At 73.8% G+C, this 25,634-nt stretch carries 19 protein-coding genes; 9 read left to right on the top strand and 10 right to left on the bottom strand.

Features of this window, described 5'->3' with window-relative positions; genetic code table 11:
- Window positions 1–185: 185 nt before the first annotated feature.
- The gene (locus tag CCE02nite_RS06400) at window positions 186–815 is read left to right on the top strand and encodes a PAS and ANTAR domain-containing protein (protein ID WP_141388838.1); all 630 of its coding nucleotides are present in this window, start codon (window positions 186–188) and stop codon (window positions 813–815) included.
- Between the two features lie 43 nt (window positions 816–858).
- Here CCE02nite_RS06400 and CCE02nite_RS06395 read toward each other — a convergent pair whose 3' ends face one another.
- From CCE02nite_RS06395 to CCE02nite_RS06375, 4 genes are all read right to left on the bottom strand, one after another.
- Window positions 859–1,278, bottom strand: coding sequence for a phage holin family protein (locus CCE02nite_RS06395; protein WP_141388837.1), 420 nt, complete (start codon window positions 1,276–1,278; stop codon window positions 859–861).
- Window positions 1,279–1,341: 63 nt separating this feature from the next.
- Window positions 1,342–9,126 (bottom strand): DUF5979 domain-containing protein, encoded by a 7,785-nt coding sequence (locus tag CCE02nite_RS06390; RefSeq protein ID WP_170227239.1) that lies wholly within the window; start codon window positions 9,124–9,126, stop codon window positions 1,342–1,344.
- 298 nt (window positions 9,127–9,424) lie between these two features.
- Window positions 9,425–11,314 carry an alkyl/aryl-sulfatase gene (locus tag CCE02nite_RS06385; protein ID WP_174774893.1) on the bottom strand — a complete coding sequence of 630 codons (1,890 nt, stop codon included), beginning with the start codon at window positions 11,312–11,314 and terminating at the stop codon, window positions 9,425–9,427.
- Window positions 11,315–11,638: 324 nt separating this feature from the next.
- Window positions 11,639–13,057: an FAD-dependent oxidoreductase gene (locus CCE02nite_RS06375; RefSeq protein WP_141388834.1), complete on the bottom strand. Its 1,419-nt coding sequence runs from the start codon at window positions 13,055–13,057 to the stop codon at window positions 11,639–11,641.
- 87 nt (window positions 13,058–13,144) lie between these two features.
- On the opposite strand from CCE02nite_RS06375, the gene CCE02nite_RS06370 reads away from it, so the two are divergent.
- The gene (locus tag CCE02nite_RS06370) at window positions 13,145–13,510 is read left to right on the top strand and encodes an ArsR/SmtB family transcription factor (protein ID WP_218027039.1); all 366 of its coding nucleotides are present in this window, start codon (window positions 13,145–13,147) and stop codon (window positions 13,508–13,510) included.
- A gap of 31 nt (window positions 13,511–13,541) precedes the next feature.
- Here the strand turns inward: CCE02nite_RS06370 and CCE02nite_RS06365 are convergent, their stop codons facing one another.
- A complete protein-coding gene (locus CCE02nite_RS06365; protein ID WP_141388832.1) occupies window positions 13,542–15,107 on the bottom strand; it encodes a SulP family inorganic anion transporter in 1,566 nt (521 codons plus the stop codon).
- A gap of 223 nt (window positions 15,108–15,330) precedes the next feature.
- Between CCE02nite_RS06365 and CCE02nite_RS06360 the strand changes: the two genes are divergently transcribed.
- Window positions 15,331–15,717: a MerR family transcriptional regulator gene (locus tag CCE02nite_RS06360; RefSeq protein ID WP_141388831.1), complete on the top strand. Its 387-nt coding sequence runs from the start codon at window positions 15,331–15,333 to the stop codon at window positions 15,715–15,717.
- A gap of 166 nt (window positions 15,718–15,883) precedes the next feature.
- Window positions 15,884–16,579: a hypothetical protein gene (locus CCE02nite_RS06355; RefSeq protein WP_141388830.1), complete on the top strand. Its 696-nt coding sequence runs from the start codon at window positions 15,884–15,886 to the stop codon at window positions 16,577–16,579.
- 505 nt (window positions 16,580–17,084) lie between these two features.
- On the opposite strand, the gene CCE02nite_RS06350 is transcribed toward CCE02nite_RS06355, so the two are convergent.
- The gene (locus CCE02nite_RS06350; protein ID WP_141388829.1) at window positions 17,085–17,267 is read right to left on the bottom strand and encodes a hypothetical protein; all 183 of its coding nucleotides are present in this window, start codon (window positions 17,265–17,267) and stop codon (window positions 17,085–17,087) included.
- Between the two features lie 98 nt (window positions 17,268–17,365).
- Between CCE02nite_RS06350 and CCE02nite_RS20910 the strand changes: the two genes are divergently transcribed.
- Window positions 17,366–18,763, top strand: a complete 1,398-nt coding sequence (locus CCE02nite_RS20910; protein WP_255318679.1) for a sensor histidine kinase — start codon at window positions 17,366–17,368, stop codon at window positions 18,761–18,763.
- Window positions 18,760–19,443 carry a response regulator transcription factor gene (locus CCE02nite_RS20905; protein ID WP_255318678.1) on the top strand — a complete coding sequence of 228 codons (684 nt, stop codon included), beginning with the start codon at window positions 18,760–18,762 and terminating at the stop codon, window positions 19,441–19,443. The genes CCE02nite_RS20910 and CCE02nite_RS20905 overlap by 4 nt, the downstream gene beginning before the upstream one ends.
- A 51-nt stretch (window positions 19,444–19,494) precedes the next feature.
- Here the strand turns inward: CCE02nite_RS20905 and CCE02nite_RS06340 are convergent, their stop codons facing one another.
- From CCE02nite_RS06340 to CCE02nite_RS06330, 3 genes are all read right to left on the bottom strand, one after another.
- Window positions 19,495–19,872, bottom strand: a complete 378-nt coding sequence (locus CCE02nite_RS06340; RefSeq protein WP_141388828.1) for a VOC family protein — start codon at window positions 19,870–19,872, stop codon at window positions 19,495–19,497.
- A gap of 89 nt (window positions 19,873–19,961) precedes the next feature.
- Window positions 19,962–20,405, bottom strand: a complete 444-nt coding sequence (locus tag CCE02nite_RS06335; protein WP_141388827.1) for an acetyltransferase — start codon at window positions 20,403–20,405, stop codon at window positions 19,962–19,964.
- A gap of 168 nt (window positions 20,406–20,573) precedes the next feature.
- Window positions 20,574–20,867 (bottom strand): hypothetical protein, encoded by a 294-nt coding sequence (locus CCE02nite_RS06330; RefSeq protein WP_141388826.1) that lies wholly within the window; start codon window positions 20,865–20,867, stop codon window positions 20,574–20,576.
- 208 nt (window positions 20,868–21,075) lie between these two features.
- Here CCE02nite_RS06330 and CCE02nite_RS06325 point away from each other — a divergent pair, with 208 nt between their 5' ends.
- Window positions 21,076–22,029: a 5'-3' exonuclease gene (locus tag CCE02nite_RS06325; RefSeq protein WP_141388964.1), complete on the top strand. Its 954-nt coding sequence runs from the start codon at window positions 21,076–21,078 to the stop codon at window positions 22,027–22,029.
- Between the two features lie 43 nt (window positions 22,030–22,072).
- Here the strand turns inward: CCE02nite_RS06325 and CCE02nite_RS06320 are convergent, their stop codons facing one another.
- Window positions 22,073–23,131 carry an iron-siderophore ABC transporter substrate-binding protein gene (locus tag CCE02nite_RS06320; protein ID WP_141388825.1) on the bottom strand — a complete coding sequence of 353 codons (1,059 nt, stop codon included), beginning with the start codon at window positions 23,129–23,131 and terminating at the stop codon, window positions 22,073–22,075.
- Window positions 23,132–23,327: 196 nt separating this feature from the next.
- Here CCE02nite_RS06320 and CCE02nite_RS06315 point away from each other — a divergent pair, with 196 nt between their 5' ends.
- Complete coding sequence (locus CCE02nite_RS06315; RefSeq protein ID WP_218027037.1) at window positions 23,328–24,125, top strand: alpha/beta hydrolase; 798 nt, start codon at window positions 23,328–23,330, stop codon at window positions 24,123–24,125.
- 116 nt (window positions 24,126–24,241) lie between these two features.
- Window positions 24,242–25,630 (top strand): FAD-binding oxidoreductase, encoded by a 1,389-nt coding sequence (locus tag CCE02nite_RS06310; protein WP_141388823.1) that lies wholly within the window; start codon window positions 24,242–24,244, stop codon window positions 25,628–25,630.
- The last annotated feature ends 4 nt before the right edge of the window (window positions 25,631–25,634 follow it).

Here is a 25,634-nt window from a genome sequence, read left to right as displayed (position 1 = left end):
CGCTCGTCCTCAGCGGCGACACGTCCGTGCCGGACGTGCGCGCGCCGGCCCTCCACGCGGTCGACCCGGACTTCGCCGAAGTCACCCCGTGCTCGCGAGCGGCACTCCCGGCGGGAGAAGTGGAGTACGGTCAGAGGGTCGAGTCTGGACCTGGCTCCTCATCCACCGGAGATCCGGAGGCCAGCATGTCCGTCGACGACCATGCCATCGAGCAGGCACTCGCGCGAGGCGCGCACCAGCAGATCGGCCAGTACCGCCTGGACCTGAGCACGGGCGTGTGGTGGTGGTCGCCCGAGACGTACCGCCTGCACGGCTTCGAGCCGGGCGACGTCGTGCCCACGACCACCCTCGTGCTCGCCCACAAGCACCCGGACGACCGCGAGCGGGTCCGGCAGATCCTCGACGAGGCACGGCTCACCGGCGAGCCGTTCTCGAGCGTGCACCGGATCATGGACGCCCACGGCGGCGAACGCTTCCTCGTCGTCGTCGGCCAGGGCCGACGGGACCGCGAGACGGGCGAGGTCACCGAGCTCGTCGGGTACTTCGTGGACGTGACGCGGACCGTCACCGACAACGCGCAGGAGCGCGCACGGCACGACATCGCCGCCGCCGCGGAGACCCGCGGGACGATCGAGCAGGCCAAGGGCGTCGTCGTCGCCGCCTACGGCGTGCACCCCGACGAGGCGTTCGCCCGTCTCAAGCGCGCGTCCAACAACCGCAACGTGCCGCTGCGCGAGCTCGCCCGGCTCGTCGTGCACGAGGGCGTGCGGGGCGGGCCCGACAGCGTCGAGCACGTCGACGCGCTGCTGCGGTAGCACGGACGGCTGGCCCTCGGTCCGTCGGGGCCGGCCGTCGCGATCAGCCCTTGGCCGTGGCCTCGCGGATCCGCTTCTGCTCCTGACGGCGGTCCCACCAGCGCGTGAGCACGAGCCAGCCGAGGAACCAGCCGCCGAGCGCCCCGATCAGCCAGACGACGACCGTGACGCCGATCCAGGTGGACGCGCCCGAGATCTCGAGCCCGTCCCCGATGAGCGTCGCGACCCACAGGGCGAGGAACGTCGACACGAGGCCGATCCCGCCCAGGATCGCCGACGCGTACTTGCGCGCCACGTTGAACACGAACGGCGCGAGGATCGCCTGCGCCACCGCGAAGATCAGCACCGCGACGACGAAGCCCGAGGCGTGCACCGTGACCCCGTCGAACAGGCTGGAGGCCACGAGCAGGCCCACGGCGGCGAGGACCACGTTGATCGCGAAGCTCAGCAGGAAGCGGATCATGCGGTAACGGTCCCGCCCCCGGTCAGGTTCCGCAACCGCAGGCGCGGCCTGACCCAGGGCGTGTCAGGCACGGCCCGGGGTCCGGGTTCCACGCCGCCGGGCGTCGGCCAGCAGTGCGCCGGTACCCGTGAGCAGGATCGCGAGCACCGCGAGCGCACCGACGCTCGCGCCGGTCGGCGGGAGGCTGCCCCCGCCGTCGGCGCGGAACGCGTTGGTCACGGTCGCGTCGACCTCGGCGGCGCCGCCCGTCGGGACGGTGAACGCGTCGGACGTCGGCGTCCTGTCGTCGGGGTCGACGGTCACGTCGGTCCCCGCGACGGCGAGCGTCACGGCCACGGCGTCGCCCGCGTCGGTCTCCGCGAGCGTGCACTCGGCCCCCTGGGGGACCAGCTCGTAGACGGCGGTCCAGTCGTCGTCCGCCGAGAGGGTCCGCTCGGCGCCGCCCGGGACCACGACCTCCGTCGTGACGCCGTCGACGTCCCACGTGCACGCGAGCGTGACGACGAACTCGTCGCCGCGGTGCTGCGACGCGCCCGACCCGGCGAGGACCTTGGTGACGACGACCTGCCCGACGTCGAACGTGTTGGTCACCGTCACCCGGGCGGGGTCGGGACCGATCGTGGCGGCACCGGGCTCGCCGCCCTCGACCGACGCGGAGATCGTCGTCGACGCGGCCCCGCCGGTCGCCGTCTCCGTGACGACGCACTCCGCGCCGACGGGCAGGCCGTCGTAGACGGCGACCTCGCCACCGGAGATCGTGCGGTCCGCGCCCCCGGGCACCTCGATGGGCTCGCCCAGGAAGGTGCACGCCGCGCTCACCGTGAACGGCCCGGTGCCGAACGCCTCGGCGCCGTCGCCGGCCACGACCTTCTCGACCTCGAGCGACCCGGCGGCGTAGGTGTTGGTCACGACCGCCTCGACCGGGTCGAGGGCGCTCGACGTCCCCGTGATGACCACGGGGTTCGGCGCGTAGGCCACCCCGGTCGCGCCGCCGGTCTCCGTCTCCGTCACGGTGCAGGTGTCACCGTCCTGGAGCCCGAAGTAGAGCGCGGGGAAGCCGGGCCCGAACCGCCGGTCGGGGCCGCCCGGGATGAAGGTCACCGGCGCGCCCTGGGACGTGGTGCACTCCAACGTCACCGCGTAGGGGAACTCGTCGAACGGTACCGCCGCCAGGTACTCCTCGAGCTGCTCCAGCAGCTCCAGCAGCGTCTCCGGGTCGACGGGGCCGTCGGGCACCTCGGGCAGCGGCGGCAGGTCCGGCATCGGGGGCGCGAAGCCCGCGGCGTCACCGTCGACGACCTTGCGCACGACGAGCGGTGCCGTGGTGAACGTGTTCTCGACGGTCACCGTCACGGTCGTCGGCTCTCCCCCACCCGCCGGTGGGACCGTGATCCCCTCCGCTGACGGAGGCGCCTCCGGATCCACCGGGTCGAAGGTCACCGGTTCTCCGTCGTCGACCGTGATGGTCACGGACGACGCCCCGAAAGCGTCCGTCTCGGTGACGGAACAGAACGACCCGACCGGCAGTCCGTCGTAGACCACGCTCTCCCCGCCGTCGACCACCCGCGTGGCGCCGCCCGGGATGGTCAGGGCGGCGTCCCGGTAGACGCACTCGAGCGTGAACTCGAACGGCCCAGGACCGTAGAGCGCGCCGAGCCCGGCGAGCTCCTTGTCGACCTGGATCGAGCCGACGTCGAACGTGTTGGTGACGACCACGTTCGCGACGTCCCCGCTGCCGACCGTGACGGAGTCGGGGACGACGACGGAGCCGGTCGCCCCGGCGTCGTCGACCTCCTCGATGTCGCACACCGCGCCCGTGGGCAGGTTCGCGATCTGCGCGTCGAGCGGCCCGGCGCCGCCCAGCACGACCTGGCTGTCGTAGACCGTGCGCGGCTCGCCCGGCCCGTCGCCGTCGTCGTCGTACGTGCACACGACGGTGATGGTGAACGGGCCCTGCCCGTACGCGGGCCCGCCCTCGCCGTCGACCACCTTCTGGAGACCGATCGCGCCGACGTCGTAGGTGTTGGTCAGCGTGACGTCGTTCGTGCTCGTGCCGAGCACGTCGGGGGTGAGGGTGACGTCCGTCGTCGGACCGTCGGTCGTCACGGGATGGCCCGGCAGGCCCTGGTCGACGGTGATCGTCACCGACGACGCGTTGCCGGTGCCCGACTCGGTGACGGTGCAGACGGAGCCGACGGGCAGGCCCGTGAGCTCGATCGTCTCCCCGTCCTCGATCGGGAGGTCGGTCATCGGGTTCTCGGCGTCGTAGCCCTCGGCGTAGACGTCCTCGCCGAGGAACGTGCACGCGACGTCGACGGCGAACGGGCCGAACGGCACCGGGTTCCCGTCCTGGTCCACCGCGTCGGTGACGACCTCCTTCGAGATCTCGATGCTCGACAGCGCGTAGACGTTGGTCGCGGTGATCGAGACGGGATCCTCCGGGTCCTCGCTGTCGATCGTCACGGTGCCGACGATCAGCTCGGTCTCCCCGTTGGTCCCGTCCTCGGTGATCGTGCACTCGGCACCGTACGGAAGGTTCGGCACGACCGTCGGTGTCCCGGGGACGACCGTGATCGGGATCGGGTCCAGCTGCGTCTCGAGCCACGACCCGACGGCTGAGGTGCACTGCACGAACATCGAGAACGAGTCGGGCGCGTGCTGGGCCCCCTCGCCGGTGACGATCTTGTTCACCTCGAGCGGCCCGGACGCCGTCGCGACGCCCACCTTCTGGCCCTCGGTCGGCAGGAGGCTGTGCATGGTGCCGTCCGACCGCTGGTAGGCCGCGGACACCGCGGCGGAGTTCCACGCGATCGACCGGTCACCCGCCTCGGGGACCTCCGGCGGCGTCGTCGACGTCGCCTCGATCGCCACGAACTCGCCCGGCTCGAACGGCTCGTCCTCGGGGAACGTGAGGACGAACTTGATCGCGGTGATCTCCTCGAGGAGCGACGCCGGCAGGCCCGGCACGAACGGCGCCCACCCGGTCGCGGGGTCCGTCGGGCAGATCGGCTCGTCGAGCGGGTCCTCGATGTCGTCGCCGCAGAGGTCGTCCGCGGTCGTGAAGGAGAACTGCACCTGCGTCCCCGGCGGCGCGTTCACGAGCGCCGGGGGCGGGTCGGCGGAGAGGACCGGCGCCCAGGCCGACCCGCGCGGCGACGTGTCGTACGAGCCCGCGTCGCCCGGGGTCGGGAACCGGTCGTACCCCACCACCTTGGTGAACGGGTTGTTGCCGACGTTGTCGATCCGCACGCGCCAGGTCTCGTCGTGCCCGGGGGCGATGACGGGGACGCACGGGTAGGAGTAGAAGCCGGCGGCGTTGGGCTGGCACACGACGGGTGCGCCCGTGTAGTCCGGGTCCACGAAGACGTCGAGCTCGTCGTCGTCCGTCGCCTTGACGAACTTCGACTGGGCGATGACGGCAGTCTCGGTGGGACGCACGTCGGCGTCCGCCTCGCACGCACCCGTCTCCTCGTCCAGCCGCGTCACGCACTCGTCCCACGGGCGGTCGCCGATCACGCCGGCCGTGTTGGCGACGAGCGTGTTCGGCGCGATCCCGACGCGGAACTTCACGAGCACCGTGATCGTGTACGTCTGGTCGGGCTCCAGCACCGAGCCGTCAGGGAACGAGAACCGCAGGCTCTCGATGTTCCCCGCCTGGTCGACCGTGACCTGGGTCGCGTCGGTCGGCAGGTCGGGCGTCGTCGGGTCGGGGTCCGCCCCGCTCAGCGCGTACACGAACGGCTGCGCCGCGTCGGCCAGCGTGAGCTGCGGGCCCAGCGCGTCCGCGGGCATCGGATCGTCGACCACGACGGGGTCGACGATCGGCCGGTCGCCCGTGTTCGTGATCGCGATGTTCATCGGGATCACCGCGTTCGGCGGCTTGAGGCTGCCGGACGCGACGCCGTCGAAGTCCTTGACGATCTGCACCCCGTTCGTGGCGTGCTCGTAAAGGATCGACGCGTCCGCCGAGCCGTCGGCGCTCACCGGGACCAGCTCGCCGGTCCCGGGGTCGACGACGAGGTCGGCGCCCGTCGTCGTGCCCTGCACCGAGTTGCTCGCCACTCCCGGGGCGGTCTCGCCCGGACCGGGCGGGTTCGCCGCGAGGTCCGGGAGCACCGGTCCCCCGGAGCGCATCTCCTCCCGTCGCTCCACCGACATCGGGACGGGCTGGAGCGGGGTCGCCGGGTTCTCCCAGATCGAGCCGTCGGTGCGGCTGAACGTGAACCGCAGACCCTGCACGTCGGCAGGGTCGACGGTGTCCGGGAGCGCGAAGAAGGCCTGCTCCTGGCCGAGCACCCAGCCACCCCCGGTCACCGTCACCGGGTCGGGCGAGCCGGGGTCGCCGGAGAACGTGCCGCCGACGAACGCGTCGACCCGCACCTGCTGGATCGGCGGGACGAGGCTCGCCCCCGCGAACCCGACGAAGTCGTACTGGTTCCAGAACTGGGGGTCGTCGTCGGTGAGCACCATCTCGACGCTGCGCGACGGGCCGAGCGGCTGACCGGAGATCGTCATCGTCACCGGGCCCGTCCCGGGCTCGACGATCGTGTCGGGGCTGAACGACTTGCCCACGGCGATGTCGATGGCCGCGTCCTGCAGCACCATCTCGGCGTCGTCGTACGCGTGGCGGTCGTCCTGGCCCGGGACGCCGCCCGGGTCGCTGATCGTGGCGACGGCGCCGTTCGGCACAGGGCTGTAGCCCGCGACGGTCACGGGCGCACCCGTGTACCGGTCGAGCTCGCGGAGCTGGAGCGTGAGGTCGAGCGTCCCGCTCGCCGCGGGCTCGACGAGGCCGTCGAACTCGACGACCACGCCCACGACCCCGGCCAGCTCTCCGACCGTCAGCGCCTCCGCCTCGGCCTCGGTGAAGGTCCCGACCTCCCCCGCCGCGTTCGTCAGCAGGACGGTCGTGCTCGTCGCGCCGTCGGGCGACGTGATGGAGATCGCCCGCAGGGTGAACGCGTCGAAGGGCTTCGTCCCCGCGGCGGTCTGCACGTCGTTCGAGTCGACGGCTCCCGGCTCCACGATGCGGAGCTGGTCCACCTTCGCGGCGGACGCGTTCGTCGCGGTGACCACCACGTCCGTCGTCGGGTAGAACTCGGCCGGGGTGCCGGTCGGAGGGACCGAGATGGGCCCGCCCGTCCAGTCCTTGGCGACGGTCACGTTGAGCGGCTGGTCGATGATGAGGACGGCGTCGTCGTCGGTGTCCGTGTAGTCGGTGCCGTCGAACGTGCCCGTCGCCCGCGCGGTGTCGTCGACCAGGCCGGGGTCGGCCGTGTTGTACAGGGTCCCGTTGGTCGAGCCGAGCACGGGCACCGAGGGGTCGGAGCGCTTGTAGTCCCGCACCTCGAACGTGAGGTCGAGGTGGCGCCCGTCCGCCAGCGTCGAGCGAGCGACCCCGTCCCCCGGCTGCGGGGCGAGCGGGTCGCTCGTGCCACGGTCCGGGCTCTCCGTGTAGACGAGCCGGACCGACGTCGTGGACGCCTGCTCGTCCGCCGTGAGGTCGACGGCGGGCATGCCCCCGGCGCACGGCGTCGCTGTCGTGCACGTGGCGTTCGTCGCCTGGGTCCAGGTCGCGCCGTCGTACAGCTCGACCCCGACGATCGCGTCGTACGTGATGAGCGGGTCGACCGAGCCGTCGATCGCCTCGATGCGGACGAGGTCGAACGCGTCGTAGAACGAGTCGGCGACGGCCGTCGTCTCCGGGTCGGCGATGTCCGAGATCACCATCGGGTCGACCCCGGAGAACCCGTTGGTCGACCACGTGATCTGCGCTGTCACCTGGTCGTCGGAGCGGGCGAGGACGCTCACCGGGGCATCGCCGAGGAACGACTTCTGGATGAAGTCGAGGTCGCCCGTGCCGTCGACGGGGTACGGGTCGACCGACGCGCACCCCTCGGCGGGCTCGGTCGGGGACACCGAGCCCGACGACGCGCTGGAGCCGCCGCAGTTCGTGAGCGGCTCGTCCCAGCCGGTGGGTCCGGTGAAGTCCGCGACGAAGTTCGGCTGGAAGCTCGTCCCCGGCGGGAAGCCGCCGCTCGTCGAGTCGTACACGAACTGCACGCCTTGCGCGTCCTCGGGCAGGTCACAGCTCACCGTCGCGGCTCCGGCGACCGGGCTGCCGCAGTCCGGGGCCTCGACCCACGCGGAGCCGTCCCAGTAGTTGACGGTGAGCGTCGAGCCGGCCGGGACGTCGGTGGAGCGCACCGACGAGGCCTCGAAGTGGTCCCAGAAGTCGCCGGGGTTCGCGGGGTCGGTCGGGTCCTGGACGACCACCTGGTCCGCGTTCGTCGTCGAGCCGTCGGGACCGAACGGGAGGAGCGTGGTCGGGAGCTGGACGATGACGCTCTGCCCGGGGATCGCGGGGATCTCCGAGGGCGAGATCAGCTTGTCCGTCTGCGTCGCGAGCCGGTCGACGAGCGTCACCAGGTTCGCGGTGGAGTCGGCCGGGTCCGCGCTCGGCACCGTCGCCTCGACGGTGTTGGGGTGCGTGACGTCGTCGGCCTCCTGGTCGGGGTCCGTGTCGGCCGTGAACGGGATCGACGCCGCCGCGCCGTTGGGCAGGTCGCCCGTGAAGACGACCGTGAAGCCGACGACGACGCAGTCGTCGGGCGGGTTGGGCAGCGTGTTGGGCGCGGAGGCGTCGACCTCGGGCGTCGAGCCGTCGGCGCACGTGAACGTCACGCTCGCGCCGGTCGCCCCGATCGGCCACTGCACGCCCGTGCCGTCGCCCGTGGGCCCGAACCCGGTGAAGGTCAGCGGGTCGTCGCCCTCGAACGGGCTCGGAGTGCCGGGCGCGGGCTCGCTGATGGTCAACGTATCGACGGCCGTGCCCGTGTTCGTCGCGCCGAGGGTCACCGTCGTCGGGTCGCCGGCGCTCACCGTCGCGGGGTCGAAGCTCTTGGAGGCGGTCACGCTGTTGTTCGGCGGCGTGACGACGTACGTGTCGTCCGCGGTCGTCGGGTCGGACTCGCCCTGGGCGTGGGTCACGTACGACGACGTGTCGTTGGTGATCGTCGTGGGGTCGGTGAGCCCGGTGACCGCGTCGGACTGCTGGACGTTCACCGGGATGCTCGCCGAGGCGCCAGGCTGGATGTCCCCGCTGAACGTGTACCGCACGCCCTGGACCGTCGCCGGGTCGACGGTGTCGTCGAGCGGCTCCCACGAGTCCCCGTCCCAGTACTCCTCGGTGACCGTGGTCGCGTTCGGCGGCAGCGTGACGTCCCCCGTGCTCACGTACTCGAGGTACGTGAACGGGTTCGGGTCCGCGCTCGGGTCGACCGGGTCCTGGATCACGAGCGTGTCGACCGGGTCGTTCGACGTGTTCGTCGCGCCGATCGTCATGGTGGCAGGCGTCCCCGGGACGGCGAGCGCTCCCTCGGGCGCGATCGTCTTCGTCGTCTCGGAGTCCAGGACGAGCTCGACCTCGGGCGTGATCGACTCGTCGGCGGTGTTCTGCGGGGCGTTGTCCGCGACGACCGACGCGGTGTTGACGATCGGCACGCCGTCGGCGCTGAACGGCAGATCGGGGTCGATCTGCACCGTGATGTCGATCGTCGCCTGCTCGCCGTTCGTGAACGAGGGCCAGGTGGCCGTGACGACGTCGCCGTCGGTGTCGACCGTGAGGTCGCCTGCGGTCCCGCTCGGCTGGCTGATGATCTCGGCCGAGACGAGCTGGAGCCCGTCCGGCAGGTCGTCGGTGAAGACCGTGTTCTGGCACGCGGTGCTCGGGTCGGAGCACGAGATCTGCACCTCGTACGTGACGAGCTGCCCCGGGCTGTACGGGCCGGGGGTGGTCGCCTCCTTGCTGATGCTCCACGTGGCGGCCGAGGCCGGCACGGCGGGCACGAGGACCAGTGGCAGCGCGAGGAGGAACGTCCCGAGGGCCGCCCAGGCGCGACGCAGGCGTCTCGAACGCCGCGCGGCCCGTGCTCGCGTCCCCCGTGTCACCTGCGTCGCCCGCCCGTTCGTCATGCCGTCGCCCTCCGGTCATGCTCGGCCCCGCGGCGCATGCCGGCACACGCCCGCCGTCACGACCTTGACACAGCGCCTCGGGTTCGTCGCGGCGAACGGGGACGCGCACGGGCCCGGGAACGACGACGCCCGCGCGACCGCCCGTGGGGCTGTGGCGCGGGCGTCGGCCGGCTCAGGGGGTGACGATCGCGAAGTCCGGGTCGCCCGGGTCGAGCACGGCGGTGAGGCGCGCGAGCACCCTCGCGTCCCCGGCGACCTCGACCCCCGCGGCCGCGAGGGCGTCCGGCGTGGCCGCGCCCGTGGCGAGCACCGGGAGCGCCGTGCTCGTGGCCGTCAGCGTCGCGTCAGCGTCGCCCCGCTGCGGCGCGGCGCTGTACGAGAGGACGCCGTTGCGCAGCCACAGCCGGTAGCGCTCGCCCGAGTCCGTGAGCACGACGTCGATCGAGAGGTCCTCGTCCCACGCGCGCGGACCGTCGATCTGCACCGCGAGCGCGTCGAACAGCAGCGTCGGCGTGAGCGCGGCGAGGATGTCGGGGGCGGACGTCGCCGTCGGGGTGCCGAACGGACCGTCGCGCAGCTCCGTCGCCCCGGAGAGGAAGAAGCTGCGCCAGGTGCCGTTCTCCGCGCCGTAGCCGAGCTGCTCGTAGGTGTCGGCCAGCAGCTCGCGGGCACCCGCGTGGTCGGGCTGGGCGAACACCACGTGGTTGAGCAGCTCGGCGACCCAGCGGTAGTCCGCGGCGTCGAACGCCGACTGCGCCGTCGCGACGACGGAGTCCGCCCCGCCACCGAGCTCGACGTAGCGGCGGGCACGCTCGACCGGCGGGTGCTCCCACAGGTGGGCCGGGTTGCCGTCGAACCAGCCCATGTACCGCTGGTAGATCGCCTTGACGTTGTGGCTCACCGACCCGTAGTAGCCCCGCGCGTGCCATGCGTTCTCGAGGGCGGGCGGCAGCACGATCTGCTCCGCGATCTCGGGCCCCGTCAGGCCCTGGTTGAGCAGGCGCAGCGTCTGGTCGTGCAGGTACCCGTAGAGGTCGCGCTGGAGCGACAGGTACTCGACGATCCGCTCCGAGCCCCACGTCGGCCAGTGGTGCGACGCGAACACGACCTCGGCCTCGGCGCCGAACAGGTCGATCGACTCCGTCAGGTAGCGCGACCACACGTGCGGGTCGCGGACCACGGCCCCGCGCAACGTCAGCAGGTTGTGCAGCGTGTGGGTCGCGTCCTCTGCCGAGCACAGCGCCTTGTGGTCCGGGAACCAGATGAGCATCTCCGACGGTGCCTCGGTGTCCGGCGCCATCTGGAAGACCATCCGGACGCCGTCGACCGTCTCCTCCTGGCCGGTGGTCGTGACGAACAGGGTCGGTGGGATGAGCGTGACCGTCCCGGTCGACGTCGTCTGCCCGAGCCCGGTACCCACCTGGCGCTGCGGCCCGCGGGCGAGCGCCGCGCCGTACATGTAGCCCGCGCGGCGGGCCATCGCCGTCCCCGCGTAGACGTTCTCCGCGATCGCGTGCTCGGTGAAGCCTTCCGGTGCGACGACGGGCACGCGGCCCGCGTCGACGTCCTCCTGGGTCGTGACGCCCTTGACCCCGCCGAAGTGGTCGACGTGCGAGTGCGTGTAGATGATCCCCGTGACGGGCCGGTCGCCGCGGTGCTCGCGGTACAGAGCGAGCGCGGCCGCGGCCGTCTCGGTCGAGATGAGCGGGTCGAGCACGATCACACCGGTGCTGCCCTCGATGAAGGTCACGTTGGACAGGTCGAACCCGCGCACCTGGTAGATCCCGTCCGTGACCTCGAACAGGCCCTGCTCCGCGACGAGCCGCGACTGCCGCCACAGGCTCGGGTTCACCGTGTCCGGCGCGTCGCCCTCGAGGAACGCGTAGGTGTCGTTGTCCCAGACGACCCGGCCGTCGTCCGCCGTGATCGCGTTCGGCTCGCGCCGCGCCAGCAGGCCGCGCGTCGCGTCGTCGAAGTCCCGGGTGTCCGCGAAGGGGAGCGTCTGGAGGAGAGCGGTGTTCTGCGCGACGACCGCGGGCGTCGCTGGCTTCGGAGTCGACATGTCTCGGAGCATCGCAGCGCCGTCATGATGCTGCATCCGGGAGGTCGGACGACGTGACGGGCTCTCCGTGCGGCCACCCGGCGACCAGATCGATACCTGTCACTATCGATGCACGGTCGATATCGCGCGGTGATCCGCGCGGGCCGTCGAGGTGCGTCACGACCACGCAGACCCCGACCCCTGGAAGACCCCACCGGGCAGGGCATCGAGGCCGTGCGCCCCGTCCGCGACGATATCCGCGGCCGTGTGCTCACCCTGGTCGACGAGCTCGGCGTCGCGCCCGTCCCGGACGCGACCGCCTGACACCCGCCCGAGGAGTCGGGCTCACGCCTCCGGGCCGTCGCCCGAGCGCCCGTGCACGACGCCCGTCGCGAACCCGACGCCGGCCGGCGCCCCGACGCCGAGGGTGACCAGCTGCGGCTCCGCAGGCCCGGTGCCGCAGCACGACCCGCCCGCGCTCTCGCCGTCCGCCCCCAGAGCCAGGTCGCTCGAGCAGACACCCGTCGCGGGCAGGTCCAGCTCGACCACGTCGGCCGCGGCGCGGTCCCCGGCGAGCGCCGCGGCGATCGAGCGCACCTGCTCGTACCCCGTGGCGAGCAGGAAGGTCGGCGCCCGCCCGTAGGACTTCATGCCCGCGAGGTAGAAGCCGTCGTCGGGGTGGGACAGCACCTGCTCGCCGTGCGGGGGGACCGTCCCGCAGGAGTGCTGGTTCGGGTCGATCAGCGGAGCCAGCGCCGACGGCGCCTCCACGACCGGGTCGAGGTCCAGGCGCACCTCGCGCAGCATGTCGAGGTCCGGGCGGAAGCCGGTCGCGTTGACGATCTGGTGCACGTCGAGGTGCAGCGCGCCGTCGCGGGCCGTCCCGAGCACCTGGACGGTCTCCCCGTCGGGCACGAGGCGCTCGATCGAGACACGCGTGAGCAGGGTCAGGCGCCCCGCCTCCACGGCTGCGCGCAGGCGGGTGCCGAGCAGACCGCGCGCCGGCAGTTCGTCGTCGGACCCACCACCGAACAGGCGACGCGCGGACCCCCCGCGGATCGCCCACGTGATCCTCGTCCCCGGCTCGGCCTCGGCGAGCTCGACGAGGCTCAGCAGGGTGTTCGCCGCCGAGTGCCCCATCCCGACCACGAGCGTGTCACGGCCGGCGAACCGGTCGCGCTGGGGCCCCAGGACGTCGGGCAGCGGCCCCGTCACGAACCCGGCCGCCTGCGCCTCCCCGGCGGCCGGAAGGCCGGAGACGCCCAACGGGTTCGAGGTCGCGAACGTGCCCGAGGCGTCGATCACCGCGCGCGCCAGCACGTCACGCACGACGCCGTCACCATCGACCGTGCGCACCCGGTAGCCGCGGCGCTCCCGCCCGAGCGACCGCGTCTTGTCCGCCCCGTCACGGGCGACCGCGAGCACCCGCACCCCGGTGCGCAGCCGTGCGGAGATCTCGGGCGTCGCGGCGAGCGGAGCCAGGTACCGCCCGACGAGCTCCCCGCCCGTCGGCAGGGTGTCCGGGTCCGGCGCCACCCAGCCGGTCGGTTCCAGGAGGCGCCGCGCGGCGGCGTCCACGTCGTACCGCCACGGCGAGAACAACCGGACGTGCCCCCACGACGCGATCGCCGCGCCCGGGCCGTCGCCCGCCTCCAGCACGACCGGCTCGAGCCCCCGCTCCAGCAGGTGCGCCGCCGCCGCCAGACCCACCGGCCCCGCTCCGACCACCACGACCGGCAGCTCGTCCCGCACGACCTCGCTCATCACCGCTCCTCACACATTGAAGACTGTCGATGCGGCCATCGTGGGGCCACGTATCGATGTTTGTCAATGTGTGCGACGATGGTGGTCATGACGACGACAGAGCTTCCCCTCGCGCCGACCGCGAGCGCCACGGGGTGCTGCGCGCCGGACGCGACGGCCGCCGTCGACCCCGAGGCGGCGCGCGGGCTGGCCCGCGTGTTCAAGGCGCTCGCCGACCCGGCCCGGGTCCAGCTGCTCGCGATCGTCGCCGCGCAGGAGGGTCGCGAGGCGTGCGTCTGCGACCTCACCGCCCCGGTCGGCCTCTCCCAGCCCACGGTGAGCCATCACCTCAAGATCCTCGTGGACGCCGGCTACCTCTCCCGCGAGCAGCGCGGGCGCTGGGCGTACTACGCGGTGGTCCCCGGTGCCGTCGACGAGGTCGCGGCGGCGCTCGTCGCCACGGCCGGCACCTGACGGCGCCGGACGACGGCCGGCCGCGCCGCCGTCAGTGGCCCGCGGTGACCCGTCCCGCGAGCCGTTCCAGGCGTTCGGTCGTGTCGGCGTTGGCGCCGACGATGGTGACGCTCTTGCCCTTCGCCTCGTACCGGGAGCGGATCGCGTCGAGCGTCGCGACGGTGGAGGCGTCCCAGACGTGCGCCCGGCTCATGTCGATGACGACCCGCGCCGGGTCGCCCGCGTAGTCGAACTGGTAGACGAGGTCGTTGGAGGAGGCGAAGAACAGCTCGCCCTCGACGGCGTAGGTGCGGGTGCCGTCGTCGGCCCCGGTTCCCGGCCGGGCGTCGAGGCGCGTGACGGTGGTGAGGTGCGCGACGCGGCGCGCGAAGAGCACCATCGCCACGAGGACGCCCACGACCACCCCGTAGGCGAGGTTGTGGGTCCACACGGTCACGACGACGGTGGCGAGCATGACGGCGGTCTCGGACTTCGGCATGCGCCGCAGGGTGCTCGGCCGGACCGAGTGCCAGTCGAAGGTGCCGACGGAGACCATGACCATCACGGCCACGAGGGCGGCCATGGGGATGATCGCGACGACGTCACCGAGGCCGACGACGAGGATCAGCAGGAAGACGCCCGCCAGGAACGTCGAGATGCGCGTGCGCGCCCCGGAGACCTTCACGTTGATCATCGTCTGGCCGATCATCGCGCACCCGCCCATGCCGCCGAAGAAGCCGGTGACGATGTTGGCGGCGCCCTGGCCCCAGGCCTCGCGCGTCTTGTTCGAGTGGGTGTCGGTGACGTCGTCGACGAGCTTCGCGGTGAGCAGGGACTCGAGGAGGCCGACGAGCGCCATCGCGAGCGCGTACGGGGCGATGACCTGGAGGGTCTCGAGGCTGAGCGGCACGTCGGGGAGGAGCAGCGACGGGAGGGACTCGGGCAGCTCGCCCTCGTCGCCCACGGTCGGGACGTGGATCGCCGCGAGCACGGTCGCCGCGGTGAGCAGCACTATCGCGACGAGCGGCGCGGGGACCGCCTTCGTCCAGCGCGGCATCAGCACCATGATCGCGATGCCGACGGCGACCAGCGGGTAGACCGACCACGGCACGTCCTGCAGGTGCGGGAGCTGGGACAGGAAGATGAGGATCGCCAACGCGTTGACGAAGCCCACCATGACCGAGCGCGGGATGAACCGCATGAGCCGCGCGACCCCGAGGAGCCCCAGGACCACCTGGATGATCCCCGCGAGGATCACCGTGGCCACGAGGTAGTCGATCCCGTGCTCGCGCGCGACGGGGGCGATGACGAGCGCGACCGCGCCCGTGGCGGCGGAGATCATCGCCGGGCGTCCACCGAGGAACGCGATCGACACCGCCATGGTGAACGAGGCGAAGAGTCCGATCCGGGGGTCGACCCCGGCGATGATCGAGAACGCGATCGCCTCGGGGATGAGGGCGAGCGTGACGACCAGGCCCGCCAGCACCTCGGTCTTGAGCCGCCGCGGCGACCTCAGCGCCGCGAGGACGGAGAAGGACTCGTCCGCCTCGGGCACGCCGGGGACGGGTTGCGGCGCCGGGGCGGGGTCGGGCTGGGTGGCACGGACGTCGTCGGGCACGCGGAGATTCCTTCAGGGTCGACGGGCGCGGCGCGCCCCGGAGCCGGGCCGGGCGGCACGGTCCCGTCGGGCAGGACAGGGCCGCGCCACGCTGCGCGCGAAGAGTGAGGGTGGCGGCGAGGGTCCTCGGGAGCGGGGAGCGGAGGAGCCCGAGCCGACCTCAACCCTACCCTGACGTGAGGGTAGGGTCGGAGCCCGCCCGTGGCACGAGAGAATCGGGACCATGGACGAGCCCACCGGTACCTTCCCGGCCACGATGCACATCGGCGCCGTGGCCTCCCGCACCGGCCTGTCGCTGCGCACGCTGCGCCACTACGACGACGTGGGGCTCGTCCGTCCCTCGGGTCGCTCCGACGGCGGCTTCCGTCTGTACACCGAGCAGGACGTCGAGCAGCTGCTCGTCGTGCGCCGCATGAAGCCGCTCGGGTTCACGCTGGAGGAGATGGCCGACCTGCTCGAGATCTCCGACCGGCTCGCCGCGGGCGACGTCGACTCCCGGCTGCGCGAGCGCCTCGCCGTGTACGTCGGGACCGCCGAGGAGCGCCGGGCCGACCTCGCGCGCAAGCTCGACATGGCCGACGAGTTCATCGCGGTCCTCAAGGCGCGCTGAGGCACCACGGGTCGCGGCAGGCCCGCGAGCCCGCGCGATCCGCCCGCACGGTCGGGACACCTGCCCCTGGGGCCCGGGACGCCGCCCGGTCGACGCTGCGGGGACCGCCGCGGCACGTGGCGGGCCCCGGCCGCGGGACAGGCGGCCTCGAACGGAAGGTCGTCCCATGCAGGACAGCTCGCTCACCGCCCCGTCGCCGCTCGCCGGCGAACCTGCCCGCCGCGCTCGCGGCTCGTCTCCGCGCGCGTGGGCCTGGACCGGGGTCGTCGCCGGGGCCCTCGGCCTCCTGTCGATCCAGTCGTCCATGGCCCTCGGCGCGAACTGGGAGGAGACGGCCGGGGACGCCGACGCGATCGTCGCCGACCTCGCGGGCCGTACCGGGACGCAGATCCTCTTCCACACCGCGACGATCGCGTGCGCGCTCCTCGTGCTCGTGTTCGCCGCGGGCCTCAAGCGTCGGCTCGACGCGCAGGCCCCCGCGGGGTCGCTCCTGCCGACGGTCGCGGGCTGGGGGCTCGTGCTCGTCTCGGTCGCGGGGCTGCTCGGCTCGGGCCTCGACACGCAGTTCCTCTTCGGTCTCGGCGACACCGCGCTCATCGTCCCGGAGTCGGGCGCGTTCTACGCCGACTGGGTCGCGACGATCCCGTGGCTGTGGGTCGGCGCCGGCGTGTCGGGCGTCGCGCTCGCCGTCGCGGCGCTGCGGCACGCGGCCGCGCCGCGCTGGATCGGTGTCGTCGGGCTCGTGCTCGGTGGCCTCGCGCTCCTCACGGGCGTCTCGCCGCTCCAGTACATGGCGGGCTTCGTCGGCCCGATCTGGCTCGTCGTCACCGCGCTCGGCTTCGCGCTCGGGGACCGGCGCTGAGCACGACGCGCGAGATCGGCAGCTCCTGGCGAGATCGGCACGTCCGGTCGAGGTCGGCGGTCCAGACCGCCGACCTGGGCTCGGACCGCCGATCTCGCCGTCGACCGCGGCCGGGTGATCTCCCGCCCGGGCCCTTCTCGCCGCGCGTGCCGCGGCCCTACCGTGGGCCCGTGGCCGACCCCGGGCCCGGCCGCGCCGGGATGCCCCGCACGGGCTGGACGATCGGCGTCCTCGCCTGGGTGCTCGGCGTGTCCGCGCTCGCGCTCCAGCTCACCTCCGGGGTGCCGCTGCTGCTGGGTGACCTGCTGTTCGTCGTCGTCGACGCGACGGTCGCGCTCGTGTACGGCACCGTCGCCGCCGTGATCCTCGTGCGCCGGCCGCACGTCGTCGGGTGGCTCGTCGCGCTCGCCGGGCTCGGAGGCGGGGTCGCGGCCCTGGGCGGCGGGTGGCGCAGCTACGCGTCGACCCACCCCGGCCTGCCGCCGCTGACGCCGCTCGCGGACGCCTACGGGTGGGCGTGGGTCCCGGGGACGGTCGGGCTGTTCGTGCTCGTGCCGTGGTTCGTGCGCGGCGGGCGGCTCGGCGCGGGCGCGTGGTGCGGCGTCGCGGGAGGCGTGGCGTCCGTCGCGTTCTTCCTCCGCGCCCCCACGGACGACCCGCGCCCCGCGATCGTCGGCGTCGTCGTCATGGGGCCTCGTCACCGCCGCCGCGACCGCCTGGCGCTGGCGGCACGGGCCCGCGGACGAGCGCCGCGGCCTGGGGCTGCTCGCGCTCGGCACGGCGCTCATGGCGCTGTCGTTCCTCCCGCTGCTCGGCACGTGGGCCAACCCCGACGTGCTCCTCGCGCTGCCCCTCACCCACCTCGCGTGCCAGGCGCTGTTCCCCGCCGCGATCCTCGTGTGCGTGCTGCGCAACCGGCTGTGGGGCATCGACCTCGTGCTGTCGCGCGCGACCGTCGCGGCGATGCTCGCCGTGGGCCTCGCCGTCGTCTACGCCGTGGTCGTCGTGCTCGCGACGACCGTCGTCGACGGCCCGGCCGCGCAGGTCGTCGCGGCGGTCGGGGTCGCGCTCGCGGTGCAGCCGCTGCACACGTGGCTGCGGCACCGCGTGCGCACGCTCGTGTACGGGGAGGGCAACGACCCGGGGCGTGCGGCGCTGAGCGTCGGGCGGCACCTGTCGTCCGCGTCGACCGCCGACGACCTCGTCGTGAGCCTCGCCGTCGGCGTGCGCGAGGCGCTGCGCCTCGAGAGCGTGACGATCGAGCGCGCCCCGGACCGCCCGACGACGCCCGGCGCACCCGCAGACCTGCCCGCCCCGGCATGGGCCGGGCCGACCTCCTTCTCGACCGGGCAGACGGCCTCGCTCCCCGTGGAGCACGGCGGGCGGGTGCTCGGCCGCGTCCACGTGGTCGCGCGGGCAGGAGAGCGCCTCGACGCGCGGACCCGGGACGCGCTCGACCAGCTCCTGCCCGTGCTCGGCGCGGGCCTCGCGCTCGCCCAGGGCGCGCGCGAGCTCGAGGAGGCGCGCGACGCGACGACCCGAGCCCGCCTCGCCGAACGGCGCATGATCCGCCGCGAGCTGCACGACGGCGTCGGGCCGTGGCTCGTCGGGCTGCGCCTCGGTCTCCAGGGCGCGCGCAACGCGCTCGAGACCGATCCCGCCTCGGCCGCCGCGGTGCTCGACGCCCTGGGCGCCGAGGTCGCGCAGCGCGTCGAGGACGTCCGCGCCCTCTCCCGCAGCCTCCTGCCGCCGTCGCTCGACGAGCACGGCCTGGAGGTCGCGCTCGGCGAGCTCGCGGGCCGCCAGGCGCTCTCCGGGTTCGTCGTGGACGTGCGGTGCGACCCGTGCGACGGCCTCGACCCGCGCGTCGCCGCGGCCGCCTACGCGATCGCGAGCGAGAGCGTCGTCAACGCCGCGCGGCACTCCGGCGCCGAGGAGTGCCGGCTGACGGTGCGGCTCGGCGACCGGTGCCTCGTCGTGACGTGCGAGGACGACGGGCGCGGGATCGGGCCCGACGCGACGCGCGGCGTCGGCTCCCGGTCGCTGCGGGAGCGCACGGACGAGCTCGGCGGGCGGCTCGACGTCACCGCGGTCCGGCCCGACGGCGAGCGCCCGGGCACGCGCGTGCGCGCCACCCTCCCGCTGCTCCCATCCGGTGCCCTCGCGCGCGAGGGCGCCTCGTGATCCGCGTGGCGGTCGTGGACGACCACCCGGTCTTCCGGCTCGGGATGGCCGCGTTGCTCGACTCGTTCGACGGCGTGCGGGTCGTCGGGCAGGCGGCGTCCGCCGCCCGGGCGCGCGCGCTGCTCGGGCTCACCCCGACGGGAGACGTGGTGGGCGCGGACGGGGTGGGGACGACGCCCGACGTCGTGCTCATGGACCTCGACCTCGGCGACGGCTCGGGCGTCGACGTGACGCGCGAGCTCGTGCGGGCCGACCCCGCCGCGCGCGTGCTCGTGGTGACGATGCACGAGGACGACGACGCCGTCGTCGCCGCGGTGCGTGCCGGGGCCCGCGGGTTCCTCGTGAAGTCCGCGAGCCCCGCGGAGGTCGAGCGCGCCGTCCGCGCGGTGGCCGACGGCGCGATGATCCTCTCCCCCTCCGTCGCCGACCGGGCGATGGCCTACGTCGTGGGCGGTCGCGCCGCCGCACGCGTCCCGTTCCCCCAGCTCACCGACCGCGAGCGCGAGGTGCTCGACCTCGTCGCGGCCGGTCTCGACAACGCGTCCATCTCCCGGCGCCTCGTGCTCAGCCCCAAGACCGTGCGCAACCACGTCGCGAACGTGCTCGCCAAGCTCGCTGTCCGCGACCGCGCCGCCGCGATCGTCCGGGCCCGTGAGGAGGGTCTGGGCACCGCGAGGTAGAGGAGCGGTCATCGAGGGAGGACCGTGCACCCGTCCTCGGCGCGCGTCCGCTCAGCCCTCGTCCTCCTGGATGACCGACAGCACGTTGCCCGCTGGGTCGGTGAACCATGCGATGAGCGGGCCGCCGCCGCGGAAGACGAAGTCGTCGTCGGTCTCGACCGGCGTCCCCGCGTACCGCTCGAAGACGACGCCGCGCTCGCGCAGGGCCGCGACCGTGCCGGGCACGTCGTCGACCGGGAAGTTGAGGACGGTGAAGGAGGCGGGCTCGTGGGCGTCGCCCTTCGGGTAGACGAGCACGCCCGAGTCGCCGGGCACCCGGATCCACAGCAGGTCGTCGCCCTCGACCGTGAGCCCGAGCCGGTCGGCGTAGAAGTGCCGCGCGGCCTCGACGTCGTCGACCGAGAACCCGCTGAACGCCTTGCCGAGCATGTCTCCTCCTGGGGTCCCGCGGGCCGGCGGCCCGCTCTCCCCAGGGTCGACCGGCGCGGGCTCTCCCGCTCATCGGTCGCGGACCGCGGTCACGCCTCCCGGCGCAGGTGCAGCAGCGGGAACGGGCGGCCCTGGCCGTCCGTCTCGGAGCGCCCCGTGACCTCGAAGCCCAGCGCCCTGTAGAAGCCCAGCGCGGCCGGGTTCTGCTTGTTGACGTCCAGCTCGAGCACCGGGTGCGCCCGGCCGACCTCGGTCAGCAGCGCGCGGCCGATCCCCCGCCCGTGCCGGTCCGGGTCGACGAACAGCATCTCCACCCGGTGCTCGTCCGTCCCGACGAACCCCACGGCCCGACCGTCGAGCTCGGCCACGGTCACGTCGACCGCCGCCAGGTACTCGTCCCGCAGGCCGGTCTCGAGCTCGCGCACGTCGTCCGGCGCGAGGAAGTCGTGCGTCGCCTCGACGGCGCGGCGCCACACGTCCACGAGGGCGTCGGTGTCGTCGGGGCGCACGGGACGGAGCAGGAGTCCGGTCACGGGTCGATCCTGCGACCCTGGCCGGACGATCTCCAGTCGATTTCTCCCGCGGCCGCGGTCAGCGACGCCCGCGCCGTCGTGGTCGTCGACCACCGTGCGCGGGACGAGAGGAGGCCGCCGAGACGCGCACCGCGGCACCGAACGGCGCCTGAGCGAGCGCGCCGGCAGTCAGGACCGACGGCCCCGCAGCGCGATCACGGGACCGGAGAACAGCGCGATGCCGAGCATGAACCCGACGTCGTACCAGTTCCCGTTGTTGTCGACCTCGTAGATGCTCACCGTGTCCGTGAAGAGCGACACGATGAAGGTGATCGGCAGGATCATGCCCTGCCACAGGCCCCACCAGAACCCGTAGCCGCCCGGGTTCGCCTCCAGGTTCGGCCCGGCCGCGCAGGCCCCCAGGAGCAGGATCACCGCGATGGCGAGAGCCGCACCGGCTCCTCGTCGCGCCGTCGTGGACATGACGCTCACCTCCGTGTCTCCGTCGACGGCACCAGTGAACCGCGCGCGCCGCTGGACGGCGAGGGCAGGACCGTGGGACCACCGCGGGCCGGGTGTCGGGGCCGTGCGGCAGGATGGCGGCATGACGCAGAGCACGGACGACGGCGCCCCCTCGAGCGGCCCCGCTGGCGACCCGGCGGGTACCGGCACGACCGCGGGTGGCGAGCTCATGCTCCTCGACACCGCGAGCCTGTACTTCCGCGCGTTCTTCGGGGTGCCCGACTCGATCAAGGCCCCCGACGGCACGCCGGTCAACGCGGTGCGCGGGCTGCTGGACATGATCGCGACGCTCGTCGCCGACCGTCGCCCGTCGCGCCTCGTCGCGTGCTGGGACGTGGACTGGCGCCCGGCGTTCCGCGTCGAGGCGATCCCGACGTACAAGGCGCACCGCGTCGCCGAGAAGGTGCCCGGGACCACGGGGGTCGAGGAGGTCCCGGAGAAGCTGGTCGCACAGGTCCCGGTGATCGTCGACGTGCTCGCGGCGCTGGGGATCGCGCGCGTCGGAGCGGCGGGCTACGAGGCCGACGACGTCATCGGCACGCTCACCGCGCGCGAGGTCGCGCGGCGCGCGGCCGAGGGTGCGACGCCCGACTCGTCGGGGCGCGCCGCCGTCGAGGTCGTCACGGGCGACCGCGACCTGTTCCAGCTCGTCGACGACGCCGCGGGCGTGCGCATCCTCTACCCGACCAAGGGCGTGCGGAACCTCGACGTCGTCGACCAGGCACGCCTCGCGGAGCGGTACGGCATCACGACCGGCGCGGCGTACGCGGACATGGCGGTGCTGCGCGGCGACCCGAGCGACGGCCTGCCGGGCGTTCCCGGCATCGGGGAGAAGACGGCGGTCGCGCTGCTCGGGAAGTACGGCGACCTCGCGGGCGTGCTCGCCGCGCGCGAGGCCGGGGACCCCGGCCTGACGGCGACCCAGCGCCGTCGGCTCACCGAGGCGGCCACCTACCTGGAGGTCGCCCCGCTCGTGGTGCGCGTCGCCCCCGACGCACCCGTCGGGGACTTCCACGACGCGCTCCCCACGGCCCCCGCCGACCCCGACGCGCTCGCGGAGCTCACCGAACGGTGGGGACTCGGGACGTCGGTCCGGCGCCTGCTGGACGCCCTGGGCGGCTGATCCCGCCACCGTGGCCGCGTCGCGCACGATGCGGCCACGCTGCTCACTTCGACGCGGCAGCCGCCTCGGCGAGCTGCGGGACGTACTGGTCGAGCATCCACGGGATGGAGAGCACGGTCGGGGCGCTGCTCGCCATGACGAACGACTCGCCGACGATCGGGGCGAACCGGCCCTGCTGCACCGACTCCATCGCGCCGACCGACGGCAGTGCGGTGAACGCGTCGGCCTCCTCCTGGGTGCCGAAGTACATGACGAGCACGTCGGTGTCGATCTCGCCGAGGCGCTCCTCGCTGAGCCCGTAGAAGTACGTGCCGTCGTCGGGCGACGCGTCGAGCTCGGCGACGCTCGGGCTGAGCGTCATGCCCATGTCCTCGAGCAGGTCGACGCGCGGGTCGTCCGCCCGGAAGACGTTGAGCGTGCCCGGGGTGTTCGCGGCGGCGTAGACGAACGTGGTGCCGTCGAGCTCGGGGTGGTCGGCGGCGAGCGCGGCGACGTACTCGTCGGTCTCCGCCTGGAGCGCAGCCGCCTCGTCGCTCTTGCCGAGGGCCGTCCCGACGATCTCGAGCTGGTCCTGCCAGGGCAGCGCCCACGGCTGGTCCGGGTACGCGACGACGGGCGCGACCTCGGACAGCCGGTCGAACTCCTCCTGCGTGATGCCGGAGTAGGGCGCGAGGATGACGTCGGGCTGGGCGGCGGCGACCTCCTCGAACGGGACCTCGCCCGTGCCCGAGCCGGACAGCAGGGTCGGCGTCTCGCCGCCGAGCTCCTCGATCGTGTCCTCGTCCCACGGCAGGATTCCGGCCTCGCCGCCGCCGTAGTCGTTGCGCGGCATCGCGACGGGGACGACCCCGAGCGCGAGCACCGCGTCCTGCGTCGACCAGCCCCAGGTCACGACCCGCTCGGGCTGCTCGGGGATGACGGCGTCGCCCAGGGCGCTCTCGATCGTCACCGGGAAGGCGCCACCCGCGGCCGGGGTCGTGGGCGCGTCGGCGGCGGCGCCGTCGTCGGCCCCCGTGGAACAGCCGGCGAGCACGAGCGCGCCGAGCGCGAGGGTGGCCACCGCGGCGGCGCGGTGCGAGGTGGAGGACGTCGGACGACGCATGGACTCTCCCAGGGGAACGGTGGCGCCGCCGGGCGCGGCGTCAGAGCAAGGTAAGGCTAGCCTCATTTCCCGAGGGGCGAGCCGCACAGGCCGTGCGATGCCTCACACGGCGCTCGAGGACGGCGGTCCGGCAGACTGGGCGGGCGCCGTCGGGCACCCGCCCCGGCGACCCGAACGACCCCCTGGAGGCGACCCCGTGGCCCTCGTCCGCTGCTCCTTCTACTCCGACGTGCTCGAGGTGAGCACGACGATGACCGTCGTGCTCCCGCAGGCCACGACGACCCAGATCGGGATGGCCGGGTCCGCGAGCGCCCGCGCCGAGGGCGCGCCGGTGCTGTACCTGCTGCACGGCATGAGCGACGACGAGACGATCTGGACGCGCCGGACGTCGCTCGAGCGGTACGTCGCCGACCGCGGGCTCGCCGTCGTCATGCCGCGCGTGGAGCGGAGCTTCTACGCCGACGAGGCGCACGGGCACAGGTACTGGACCTTCCTGTCGGAGGAGCTGCCGAGCCTGGTCGACCAGTTCTTCCGGGTGTCGTCGCGCCGCGAGGACTCGTTCGTCGCCGGCCTGTCGATGGGCGGCTACGGCGCGTTCCGGTGGGCGCTGCGCCACCCCGAGCGGTTCGCGGCCGCGGCGAGCCTGTCCGGGGTCCTCGACCTCGCCGACGAGTCGTACCGCGAGCGCCGCCTGCCGGACATCGAGCGCGTGTTCGGCGACCGCGAGATCGCGGGCTCGGACGACGACCTGCTCGCGCTGCTGCGCCGGGCTGCCGCCGAGGGGCGCACCGCGGACCTGCCGGACCTGTTCCTCGCGTGCGGGACGGAGGACTTCCTCGTCGACGGCAACCGCGCGTTCGAGCGGGTCGCCGGTGAGTCCGGCGTCGCGCTGCGGTCGGAGTTCTCGCCCGGCACGCACGAGTGGGGCTTCTGGGACCGCACGATCCAGGACGTCCTCGACTGGCTGCCGCTGCCGGGGACGCCACGAAACTGACCCGCAGCCCTCCCTACGCGTCGGGGCACGTGTCACACACCGTGCCCGCGCGTCGTCGTGTGGGTAGCCGTACCTGGCGTCGAGACGCGCACACCGCGACGAAGGGGACCACCACCATGACCACCGCTGCCACCACGCTCCCGCCCACCGAGGTCGCCGCGCTGCGCGACCGCGTCACGGGCCGCGTCCTCGCCCGTGGCGACCTGCCCGACGGCGGCCCCACGGCCGCGGAGGCCGTCGCCGCCCACAGCACGCTCGTCGCGCACGACCCGGACCTCGCGGTGCTCGCCGCGACCGAGGCCGACGTCGTGGAGGCGGTCCGGTTCGCGTCCCACCACGGGCTGCGCGTGCGGGCCCACGCGACGGGCCACGGCGCGGCCTCGCCCGTCACGGACGGCCTCGTCCTCGGCACGGGCGACCTCGCGGGCGTCGAGGTCGACCCGCAGACACGGATCGCGCGCATCGCCGCGGGCACGCGCTGGAAGGCCGTGGTCGAGGCGGCGGCGGAGCACGGGCTGCTCCCCGTCACGGGGTCGTCCACGGGCGTCGGCGTCGTGGGGTACACCCTCGGCGGCGGGTTCGGCCCGCTCACGCGCAGCCACGGTCTCACGACGGACTGGGTCCGCGGCTTCCGGGTCGTGTTGGCCGACGGCTCGGTCGTCGAGGCGAGCGCGGAGTCCGAGCCGGACCTGTTCTGGGCGCTGCGCGGCGGCAAGGGCGGTCTGGGCGTGGTGACGCGCGTCGACGTCGAGCTCGCGCCGCTGCGCACCCTGTACGCGGGGGCGCTCACGTTCGACGCTCCGCACATCGAGGACGTGCTGCGCGGCTGGGTCGCCTGGACCGCGACCGCGCCCGACGACGTCACGACCTCGGTCGTCGTGCTCGCCCTCCCGGACCTCCCGTTCATCCCGGAGCACCTGCGCGGTCGCACGGTGCTCAACCTGCGCTTCGCCTACCCGGGTGACGTCGGCGAGGGCGAGCGCCTGGCCGCGCCGCTGCGGGCGCTCGCGCCGGTCATGGCCGACGCGCTCGGGGAGATCCCGACGACCGCCGTCGCGACGATCCATGCCGACCCCGAGGACGCGGGCCCGTCGTGGGTCTACGGTGCCGGGCTGCGCGACGTCGACGCGGCGTTCCTCGACCGGTTCCTCGCCGAGCTCGGGCCGGGCAGCGGGTCCCCGTTCGTCGCGGCGGAGCTGCGGCACGTCGGCGCGGCGGGAGCACGCGACGTCGACGGCGGGTCGGCCGCGGGCGGCCGGACGGCAGGGTTCCTGTGCAGCCTGGTCGGGGTGAACCCGCCGCGCGTGCCGGACATGGTCGCGACCACCGCCGCGTTCGCGCAGTGGTCGCAGCCGTGGGCCGCCACGCAGACGAACATCAACTTCCTGCCCGGGCCGTGGACGGACGAGACGCTCGCGCGGGCCTGGTCACCCGACACGGCGGCGCGTCTCGCGTCGGTGCGGTCGGCCTACGACCCGACGGGCCTCTTCGCCTGGCGCCAGTGACGTC

Source organism: Cellulosimicrobium cellulans (assembly GCF_006539945.1).
In the GTDB taxonomy this organism is placed as follows: domain Bacteria; phylum Actinomycetota; class Actinomycetes; order Actinomycetales; family Cellulomonadaceae; genus Cellulosimicrobium; species Cellulosimicrobium cellulans.
The sequence above is the reverse complement of the archived record's forward strand: the minus strand, read 5'-3'. Positions and strand labels throughout refer to the sequence as shown.

What these genes read in the sequence shown, in the direction of transcription:
- CCE02nite_RS06350 (WP_141388829.1), bottom strand. Translation starts at nt 17,267, where the DNA reads ATGACGACGACGCCGACGATCGCGGGGCGCGGGTCGTCCGTGGGGGCG.
- CCE02nite_RS06385 (WP_174774893.1), bottom strand. Translation starts at nt 11,314, where the DNA reads ATGTCGACTCCGAAGCCAGCGACGCCCGCGGTCGTCGCGCAGAACACC.
- CCE02nite_RS06320 (WP_141388825.1), bottom strand. Translation starts at nt 23,131, where the DNA reads ATGCGTCGTCCGACGTCCTCCACCTCGCACCGCGCCGCCGCGGTGGCC.
- CCE02nite_RS06340 (WP_141388828.1), bottom strand. Translation starts at nt 19,872, where the DNA reads ATGCTCGGCAAGGCGTTCAGCGGGTTCTCGGTCGACGACGTCGAGGCC.
- CCE02nite_RS06310 (WP_141388823.1), top strand. Translation starts at nt 24,242, where the DNA reads ATGACCACCGCTGCCACCACGCTCCCGCCCACCGAGGTCGCCGCGCTG.
- CCE02nite_RS06325 (WP_141388964.1), top strand. Translation starts at nt 21,076, where the DNA reads ATGCTCCTCGACACCGCGAGCCTGTACTTCCGCGCGTTCTTCGGGGTG.
- CCE02nite_RS06360 (WP_141388831.1), top strand. Translation starts at nt 15,331, where the DNA reads ATGGACGAGCCCACCGGTACCTTCCCGGCCACGATGCACATCGGCGCC.
- CCE02nite_RS06330 (WP_141388826.1), bottom strand. Translation starts at nt 20,867, where the DNA reads ATGTCCACGACGGCGCGACGAGGAGCCGGTGCGGCTCTCGCCATCGCG.
- CCE02nite_RS06355 (WP_141388830.1), top strand. Translation starts at nt 15,884, where the DNA reads ATGCAGGACAGCTCGCTCACCGCCCCGTCGCCGCTCGCCGGCGAACCT.
- CCE02nite_RS06370 (WP_218027039.1), top strand. Translation starts at nt 13,145, where the DNA reads ATGACGACGACAGAGCTTCCCCTCGCGCCGACCGCGAGCGCCACGGGG.
- CCE02nite_RS20910 (WP_255318679.1), top strand. Translation starts at nt 17,366, where the DNA reads ATGGCGCTGTCGTTCCTCCCGCTGCTCGGCACGTGGGCCAACCCCGAC.
- CCE02nite_RS06375 (WP_141388834.1), bottom strand. Translation starts at nt 13,057, where the DNA reads ATGAGCGAGGTCGTGCGGGACGAGCTGCCGGTCGTGGTGGTCGGAGCG.
- CCE02nite_RS06395 (WP_141388837.1), bottom strand. Translation starts at nt 1,278, where the DNA reads ATGATCCGCTTCCTGCTGAGCTTCGCGATCAACGTGGTCCTCGCCGCC.
- CCE02nite_RS06400 (WP_141388838.1), top strand. Translation starts at nt 186, where the DNA reads ATGTCCGTCGACGACCATGCCATCGAGCAGGCACTCGCGCGAGGCGCG.